Here is an 8812-nt window from a genome sequence, read left to right on the forward strand (position 1 = left end):
ATAAAAATGCTGGCGCAAGCAGAAACATAATCTGTGAAACCCAACGCATAAAAATGTTTTAAATCGGGTTTTAATAGGTAAAAAGGAGACGCCATGAGCCGTTCACAGAATCTACGCCACAATGTGATTAACCAGATAATTGATGATATGGCGCGGGGTCATATTCCTTCCCCACTTCCTTCGCAAAGCGCGCTGGCAGAGATGTACAACATCAGCCGCACCACCGTGCGCCATATGCTGGGCCATTTAGCTGAATGCGGTGTGCTGACGCAGGTGGGTAGCCACTACGTAATCGTACGCAAACCGGATCATGACGACGGCTTTGATTGCACTACGGCCTCCATGGCTGAGCAAAATCGTATTTTTGAACAGGCCTTTTTCACTATGATTAACCAGCGCCAGCTGCGCGCAGGCGAAACGTTCTCCGAGCTGCAGCTTGCCAGAGCAGCGGGCGTCAGCCCGGTCGTTGTGCGGGAATACCTTTTAAAATTCGAACGTTACAACCTGATTAAAAACGAAAAACGTGGTCAGTGGAGCATGAAGCAGTTCGACCAGGCCTATGCCGAACAACTGTTCGAACTGCGCGAAATGCTGGAAACGCATTCTTTGCAGCATTTCCTGAATCTGCCCGACAACGACCCGCGCTGGCTACAGGCCAAAACGCTGCTTGAGCACCACCGGATGCTGCGCGACAGCATTGGCAGTAGCTTTCGTATGTTCTCGCAGTTAGACCGCGAGTTCCACGCCCTGCTGCTTTCCGCTGCTGATAATATCTTTTTCAATCAGTCACTTGAGATAATTTCTGTGATTTTCCACTTCCACTATCAGTGGGACGAAAGCGACCTCAAGCAGCGCAACATCATTGCCATCGATGAGCATATGACCATTCTCAGCGCGCTGATCTGTCGCAGCGACCTGGATGCCACCCTGGCACTCTGTAACCATTTGAATTCAGCCAAACAATCGATGATTCGCTCTATCAACCAAACCAGTGACAGCACCCATTAAGAACGGATAAAAAACAGCAAACCACTACCGGGAGCACGATTTTATAAAAATAAAAACGCCAGAAAAAACCTCTTGCCTATGCTCACGCTAAGTCGACTGCATTAAAAAAATTTCGTGAGCGGTGATGAATAACGTGATTTATCACTGGTATTTTTCAATACAGCACGGTCTGGCACCGTGTAAAAATAAATTATTGAGGTTCAGGAGTCCGGCGTGGAAAAAAATAATATTACCCTCGACCCGAGTTCTTCGTTTGGCACCTCGTCATCTGCGGATATTAATGTCCCGCCAGACGGCATGGTGCAACGCAGCAGTCGAATAAAACGTATTCAGACCACAGCAATGATTTTATTATTTTTTGCGGCGGTCATTAATTATCTCGACCGCAGTTCACTGTCAGTAGCTAACCTGACAATTCGTGAAGAACTGGGACTCAGCGCAACCGAAATAGGCATCCTGCTGTCCGTGTTCTCTCTCGCTTACGGTATTGCGCAACTGCCCTGCGGTCCGCTGCTGGATCGCAAAGGCCCGCGCATTATGCTGGGGCTAGGCATGTTCTTCTGGTCGCTGTTTCAGGCGATGTCCGGCATGGTACATACCTTCACTCAGTTTGTGCTGGTACGTATCGGGATGGGGATTGGTGAAGCGCCAATGAACCCGTGCGGCGTGAAGGTGATCAACGACTGGTTTAACATTAAAGAGCGCGGCCGCCCAATGGGGTTATTCAACGCTGCCTCAACGATTGGTGTCGCCATTAGCCCACCGATTCTGGCCGCGATGATGCTGGTGATGGGCTGGCGCTGGATGTTTATCACTATCGGCGTACTGGGTATTTTCCTCGCCATCGGCTGGTACATGCTGTATCGCAACCGCGAGCAGATTGAACTGAGCGCCACCGAACAAGCGTACCTGAACGCCGGTAGCGTCAATGCCCGCCGCGATCCGCTGAGCTTTGCCGAATGGCGCAGCCTGTTCCGTAACCGTACCATGTGGGGCATGATGCTGGGCTTTAGCGGCATCAACTACACGGCATGGTTGTATCTGGCCTGGCTGCCGGGTTACCTGCAAACATCCTATAACCTGGATTTAAAAAGTACCGGACTCATGGCCGCGATCCCGTTCCTGTTTGGCGCAGCTGGCATGCTGATTAACGGTTTTGTCACCGACTGGCTGGTGAAAGGCGGCATGGCGCCGATTAAGAGTCGTAAGATTTGTATCATTGCCGGGATGTTCTGCTCTACTGCATTCACCTTCGTGGTACCGCAGGCGACAACCTCAATGGCCGCCGTGTTACTGATTGGGATGGCGCTGTTCTGCATCCACTTCGCCGGCACGTCCTGCTGGGGTTTGATCCACGTCGCAGTGGCTTCCCGTATGACCGCGTCCGTGGGCAGTATTCAGAACTTTGCCAGCTTTATCTGTGCGTCGTTCGCACCGATTGTCACCGGATTTATCGTGGATACCACCAACTCTTTCCGTCTGGCGCTGATTATCTGTGGTTGCGTGACGATGGTAGGGGCGTTCGCTTATATCTTCCTGGTTCGCCAGCCGATTAGCGACCCGCGTCAGGAGTAATGACGTGTAGCCCGATAGCATCGGGCTACACATACCTTCCCGGTAAGCCGGATGAGCAATAGCGCCATCCGGCATCACAGGCTTAGAACGTTTCCCAGTTCTCACCCGCATCCGTCGCCACGGCTTTACGCGGCTGGGTGGTTGTCGATGCCGGTTTTACGGCAGCAACATCACGCGGACGCTTTTGATCGTGCTGAATACGGAACACGGCAACGGCCTGGGTCAAACGGCTGGCTTGTTCTTCCAACGCCGCCGCGGCGGCAGCGGACTCTTCCACCAGCGAGGCGTTCTGTTGGGTTACACGATCCATCTCGGCAACGGCCAGACCGACCTGATCGATACCGCGGCTCTGCTCGTCAGATGCTGAGGCGATTTCCCCCATGATATCGGTCACGCGGGTCACCGCATTGACGATCTCATCCATGGTTTCACCGGCGCTTTCAACCAACGTTGAACCGACATCCACGCGGCTGACCGAGTCTTCAATCAGGCTCTTGATCTCGCGCGCGGCCTGCGCACTGCGCTGGGCCAGGTTACGGACTTCACCGGCGACCACCGCAAATCCACGGCCCTGCTCACCTGCGCGTGCCGCTTCTACTGCGGCGTTCAACGCCAGAATGTTAGTCTGGAAGGCAATGCCGTCGATCACGCTAATAATGTCGGCAATTTTCTGTGAACTGGAGGCAATGTCACGCATGGTTTGCACCACATTGTCCACCACTTTGCCGCCTTTCTGCGCCGTTTCAGAGGCACTCAGCGCCAGATGGCTGGCCTGACGGGCGTTTTCGGCGTTCTGCTTCACGGTTGCCGTCAACTCTTCCATGCTGGCCGCGGTTTCTTCCAGCGAAGCCGCCTGCTGCTCAGTACGTGACGAGAGATCGTTATTGCCCATCGCAATCTCGCTGGCACCGCTGTAAATGGCGTTAGCACCGTTACGCACATCACCCACGGTGCTCATCAACTCACTCTGCATGTGGCGCAGGCTCTCGGCCAGTTGCCCAATCTCGTTGGAGCCTTCCACGTCGATGCGCTTCACCAGGTCACCGCTGGCAATATGACGAATGCTGTCAATCAGGCGGTTCATCGGGGCGATCAGAGAGAACTTAATTCCAAACCAGACGGCGATAATGGCCGCCAGCACGGTAATCAGCACGCAAGCCAGCACCCACATCGCCTGGCTGTAAGAGCTGTTGTTATCTTCAACCGCAATGTCATACAGACGATCGTTCTGCTGCATGTAGTTCATATACTGCTTCTCAAAGCCATCCTGATAGCTTTGTGTCGGCTGATCAAAGAACGCATTGATCTTGCCGTCGCCCAGCAACTGGATCAGCTCTGCCAGCGCACCGTGGTAGATGTCATAGGTACGATTGATCTCCTGGAACGCGGCTTCGCTTTGACGCGGATCGCGCGGCAGCGATTCATAGGTTGCCCAGTTTTTCTCAGTCATTTTCAGCGCAGTGCTCGCCACCTGCATCAGCTCCGCCACGGTGGCACCGCTGCCGATATTGCTCTGATCCATCATGTAGCGGATCCCTGCCCTGTTCAGGGTATTTCGCGTTTGCAGCAGTTCAACCCAGGTCGCATTCAGCGCAGACTGCTGCTGGCGAATGGTTTGCAGAACGGTAAAGTTCTCCTTGTCATTCTTCAGTGAATTAAAGAACAACCCGCCCGAGGCCAGTTGTAAAAGGCCAAACAGCGCCAATACCAGCAGTAAGCTGGTAACAATCTTCATTCGTTTTAACATGTTTTCTCTTTCCGCTAGACAGATGTCAGAATTTTCGGCCTGAAAAGAGAAAACTTTACGGAATTCGTGCTTCCTGAATCGATCGCAGCATCGACGAATCGGCGATACCGCCTTCCGTAAGGGCTCTAAAGGAGTTTTTTAGTGATCTCAATCACATAATCATCCCCATTTAGCGCCCCCCGGAACCGCTCGCTGACACTTGGGACCGCTTAAGCTGACATATAACCACTCACATATTTACCTTACTTTACGCGCGTAATTCTCTGGCAAGATCCTCCCAACATAGTAGTCAACTTATCTCCTCAAACACACACTCAAACTCACGCGGCTTCGGCCAATTATTAATCGGTACCCTAGATAATTCGAGTTGTAAGAAGGCGGCAAATGAGAGAATCCTCAGGAGCTTACAAAAGTAAGTGACTGGGGTGAACGAATGAAGCCAACGCACATACAACTTGAAGTATGACGGGTAAAAAACCAGGTTTTACTATGGATACGAAAAAGTTATTCAAGCACATACCCTGGGTGATTCTCGGAATCATCGGTGCATTTTGCCTCTCGGTAGTGGCATTACGTCGGGGTGAACACATCAGCGCCCTGTGGATCGTGGTCGCCTCTGTCTCTGTTTATCTGGTGGCCTATCGTTACTACAGTCTGTACATCGCCCAGAAAGTGATGAAACTAGACCCTACGCGTGCCACGCCGGCGGTCATCAACAACGATGGTCTGAACTACGTCCCAACCAACCGTAACGTCCTGTTCGGTCACCACTTTGCTGCTATCGCCGGGGCAGGTCCGCTGGTTGGACCGGTACTGGCCGCGCAAATGGGCTACCTGCCTGGTACGCTGTGGTTGCTGGCGGGCGTGGTGCTGGCCGGTGCAGTGCAGGACTTCATGGTGCTGTTTATCTCTTCTCGCCGTAACGGCGCGTCTCTCGGTGAGATGATCAAAGAAGAGATGGGCCCGGTACCGGGAACCATCGCGCTGTTCGGCTGCTTCTTAATCATGATCATCATCCTGGCAGTGCTGGCGTTGATCGTGGTGAAAGCGCTGGCGGAAAGCCCGTGGGGTGTGTTCACCGTCTGCTCAACCGTACCGATCGCGTTGTTCATGGGGATCTACATGCGCTTCCTGCGCCCGGGACGTGTGGGCGAAGTGTCGGTAATTGGTATTGTTCTGTTGGTTGCCTCCATTTACTTCGGCGGCGTGATTGCCCACGACCCGTACTGGGGCCCGGCACTGACCTTTAAAGACACCACCATTACCTTTACGCTTATCGGCTACGCATTTATCTCTGCGCTGCTGCCGGTATGGCTGATCCTCGCCCCGCGCGACTATCTGGCCACCTTCCTGAAAATCGGCGTTATCGTTGGTCTGGCTGTCGGTATCGTTATCCTGAACCCAGAACTGAAAATGCCGGCGATGACCCAGTACGTTGACGGTACCGGTCCGCTGTGGAAAGGGGCACTGTTCCCGTTCCTGTTCATCACCATCGCCTGTGGCGCGGTGTCTGGCTTCCACGCGCTGATCGCCTCCGGTACCACACCGAAGCTGCTGGCCTGTGAAACCGATGCGCGTTTCATTGGCTATGGCGCCATGCTGATGGAATCCTTCGTCGCAATTATGGCGCTGGTTGCCGCCTCCATCATCGAACCGGGTCTGTACTTCGCGATGAACACCCCGCCTGCGGGCCTTGGCATCACCATGCCAAACCTGCATGAAATGGGTGGCGAGAACGCGCCGCTGATTATGGCACAGCTGAAAGACGTGACCGCGCAGGCAGCGGCAACCGTCAGCTCCTGGGGCTTCGTGATTTCGCCTGAGCAGATCCTGCAAACCGCGAAAGACATTGGTGAACCGTCCGTTCTGAACCGCGCCGGTGGCGCACCGACGCTGGCTGTCGGTATCGCTCACGTGTTCCACAAAGTGCTGCCGATGGCTGACATGGGCTTCTGGTACCACTTCGGTATTCTGTTTGAAGCGCTGTTCATCCTGACCGCACTGGATGCCGGTACCCGTTCTGGCCGCTTTATGCTGCAAGATTTGCTGGGTAACTTCGTCCCGTTCCTGAAGAAAACCGACTCCCTGGTTGCAGGTGTTGTGGGTACTGCGGGCTGCGTAGGCCTGTGGGGCTACCTGCTGTATCAAGGCGTGGTTGACCCGCTGGGCGGCGTGAAGAGCCTGTGGCCGCTGTTCGGCATCTCTAACCAGATGCTGGCCGCCGTGGCGCTGGTTCTCGGCACCGTGGTACTGGTTAAAATGCAGCGCACCAAATACATCTGGGTCACCGTGGTTCCGGCCGTATGGCTGCTGATCTGCACCACCTGGGCGCTGGGTCTGAAACTGTTCAGCACCAACCCGCAGATGGAAGGCTTCTTCTTCATGGCAAGTCAGTACAAAGAGAAGATTGCTAACGGCGGTGAACTGACCGCACAGCAGATTGCCAACATGAACCATATCGTCATCAACAACTACACCAACGCAGGCCTGAGTATTCTGTTCCTGGTGGTGGTGTACAGCATCATTTTCTACGGGTTCCGTACCTGGCAGAAAGCCCGCGCCATCAACGGCCGCTCTGATAAAGAGACGCCGTATGTACCGGTGCCGGAAGGCGGCGTGAAGACCTCTTCACACCACTAACCTGATGCCGGGAGGCGCGCAGCGATCCCGGCCTACAGAATGCAGTTAACGTAGGCCGGATAAGGCGCAAGCCGCCATCCGGCTTTATTCATTAACAGGACGGCAGAATGTTTGGTACTTTAGGTCAGGCAAAAAAGTATCTCGGTCAGGCGGCAAAAATGCTGATTGGTATTCCGGACTACGACAACTACGTCGAGCATATGAAGACCAACCATCCCGATAAGCCGTACATGACCTACGAAGAATTCTTCCGCGAGCGCCAGGAAGCCCGCTACGGTAGCGGCGGAAGCAGTTGCTGTTAGAAGGAGAAATGAATGACCCCGATTGCAGTCACCCTACTCACCGGTTTTCTCGGCGCGGGTAAAACCACCCTGCTGCGCCATATTCTCAACGAGCAGCACGGTTACAAAATTGCCGTTATCGAAAACGAATTCGGCGAAGTCTCGGTGGACGATCAGCTGATTGGCGACCGCGCCACACAGATCAAAACCCTGACTAACGGCTGCATCTGCTGCACCCGTTCCAGTGAACTGGAAGACGCCTTGTTAGACCTGCTCGACAACCTCGACAAGGGGGCGATCGATTTTGACCGTCTGGTGATTGAGTGCACCGGCATGGCCGATCCCGGCCCGATTATTCAGACCTTTTTCTCCCATGAAGTGATTTGCGAACGCTACCTGCTGGACGGCGTGATCGCGCTGGTTGACGCGGTGCACGCCGACGAACAGATGAACCAGTTCACCATCGCCCAGTCGCAGGTTGGCTACGCCGACCGCATCCTGCTGACCAAAACCGACGTAGCAGGTGAAAGCGAGAAACTGCGTGAGCGGCTGGCGCGCATCAACGCCCGCGCCCCGGTGTATACCGTCACCCATGGCGATATCGACCTCGCGCAGCTGTTCGACACCAACGGTTTTATGCTGGAAGAGAACGTGGTCAGCGCCAAACCGCGTTTCCACTTTATCGCCGACAAACAAAACGATATCTCCTCGATCGTCGTCGAACTGGATTACCCGGTGAATATCAGCGACGTGTCCAGGGTGATGGAAAACCTGCTGCTGGAATCTGCCGAAAAACTATTGCGTTACAAAGGCATGTTGTGGATCGAAGGCGAACCCAACCGCCTGCTGTTCCAGGGCGTTCAGCGCCTGTACAGCGCCGACTGGGACCGCCCGTGGGGCGACGAACAGCCGCACAGCCAGCTGGTGTTTATCGGTATTAACCTGCCGGAAGACGAAATTCGGGCGGCATTTGCGGGCTTGAAGAAGTAGATGATTTTGTAGGCCGGATCAGGTGGTTACGCTGCCTACCGGCACAGCGCCAATCACTACTTCACTCGGTAATTACAAACCGCATCACGGCAATGCAGTTTAAGATGCGGTGTACCAGAAACAGCATGGTTAGCGTTGCCGCTGGCGAGTGTATGTACCGCACATATCTAATGGCTTAAACCCTGGATATCCTCAGCGGACAGTCGGGTAATTTTTTGTATCGTGTTGATATCGATACCGTCGGTCAACATGGTGCGGGCAATACGCAATGCTTCATCACGCCGCCCCTCCATCAGCCCTTCCTGTTTACCTTCCTGTTTACCTTCCTGTTTGCCTTCCAGCCACCCTTTTTTAAATCCCGCTTCATGCAATCTGTCCGCGATCGTCATCAAATGCTCCTTATGCTGCGGTGAACGTTCGACAATCGCACTGATAAACGTATTGAAGCGAGGTGCATCACCGGTTCGCAAAATATAATTAAACAGCGTCTTGAGCTGGCTGTCATTAGTGGACCCGGTAACTAACAGAGAAACAATGTTCTCGACCAATGGATTGGCCCCTATATTTCCAT

6 protein-coding genes and 1 pseudogene are annotated in these 8812 nt (G+C 53.9%); 5 read left to right on the top strand and 2 right to left on the bottom strand.

The window, feature by feature from the left end; translation table 11 throughout:
• The first annotated feature begins 93 nt into the window (after nt 1-93).
• A complete protein-coding gene (locus FDW95_RS19945) occupies nt 94-1008 on the top strand; it encodes a GntR family transcriptional regulator (protein ID WP_115259541.1) in 915 nt (304 codons plus the stop codon).
• A 213-nt stretch (nt 1009-1221) separates the two neighbouring features.
• The gene (locus FDW95_RS19950; RefSeq protein ID WP_115259542.1) at nt 1222-2583 is read left to right on the top strand and encodes an MFS transporter; all 1362 of its coding nucleotides are present in this window, start codon (nt 1222-1224) and stop codon (nt 2581-2583) included.
• An 82-nt stretch (nt 2584-2665) separates the two neighbouring features.
• Here the strand turns inward: FDW95_RS19950 and tsr are convergent, their stop codons facing one another.
• Complete coding sequence (tsr, locus tag FDW95_RS19955; protein ID WP_115259543.1) at nt 2666-4330, bottom strand: methyl-accepting chemotaxis protein; 1665 nt, start codon at nt 4328-4330, stop codon at nt 2666-2668.
• 489 nt (nt 4331-4819) lie between these two features.
• On the opposite strand from tsr, the gene btsT reads away from it, so the two are divergent.
• From btsT to yjiA, 3 genes are all read left to right on the top strand, one after another.
• Nucleotides 4820-6970 (top strand): pyruvate/proton symporter BtsT, encoded by a 2151-nt coding sequence (gene btsT, locus FDW95_RS19960; RefSeq protein ID WP_096758430.1) that lies wholly within the window; start codon nt 4820-4822, stop codon nt 6968-6970.
• 107 nt (nt 6971-7077) lie between these two features.
• Complete coding sequence (locus FDW95_RS19965; protein ID WP_003830038.1) at nt 7078-7272, top strand: YbdD/YjiX family protein; 195 nt, start codon at nt 7078-7080, stop codon at nt 7270-7272.
• A 12-nt stretch (nt 7273-7284) separates the two neighbouring features.
• The gene (yjiA, locus tag FDW95_RS19970; RefSeq protein ID WP_096758431.1) at nt 7285-8241 is read left to right on the top strand and encodes a GTPase; all 957 of its coding nucleotides are present in this window, start codon (nt 7285-7287) and stop codon (nt 8239-8241) included.
• A gap of 167 nt (nt 8242-8408) precedes the next feature.
• On the opposite strand, the pseudogene FDW95_RS19975 reads toward yjiA, so the two are convergent.
• A pseudogene (locus FDW95_RS19975) lies at nt 8409-8812 on the bottom strand (ISNCY family transposase); the annotation flags it as partial.

It is taken from the genome of Citrobacter sp. wls718, from assembly GCF_005280945.1.
GTDB lineage: Bacteria > Pseudomonadota > Gammaproteobacteria > Enterobacterales > Enterobacteriaceae > Citrobacter > Citrobacter gillenii.

What these genes read in the sequence shown, in the direction of transcription:
- tsr (WP_115259543.1), bottom strand. Translation starts at nt 4,330, where the DNA reads ATGTTAAAACGAATGAAGATTGTTACCAGCTTACTGCTGGTATTGGCG.
- FDW95_RS19945 (WP_115259541.1), top strand. Translation starts at nt 94, where the DNA reads ATGAGCCGTTCACAGAATCTACGCCACAATGTGATTAACCAGATAATT.
- btsT (WP_096758430.1), top strand. Translation starts at nt 4,820, where the DNA reads ATGGATACGAAAAAGTTATTCAAGCACATACCCTGGGTGATTCTCGGA.
- FDW95_RS19965 (WP_003830038.1), top strand. Translation starts at nt 7,078, where the DNA reads ATGTTTGGTACTTTAGGTCAGGCAAAAAAGTATCTCGGTCAGGCGGCA.
- yjiA (WP_096758431.1), top strand. Translation starts at nt 7,285, where the DNA reads ATGACCCCGATTGCAGTCACCCTACTCACCGGTTTTCTCGGCGCGGGT.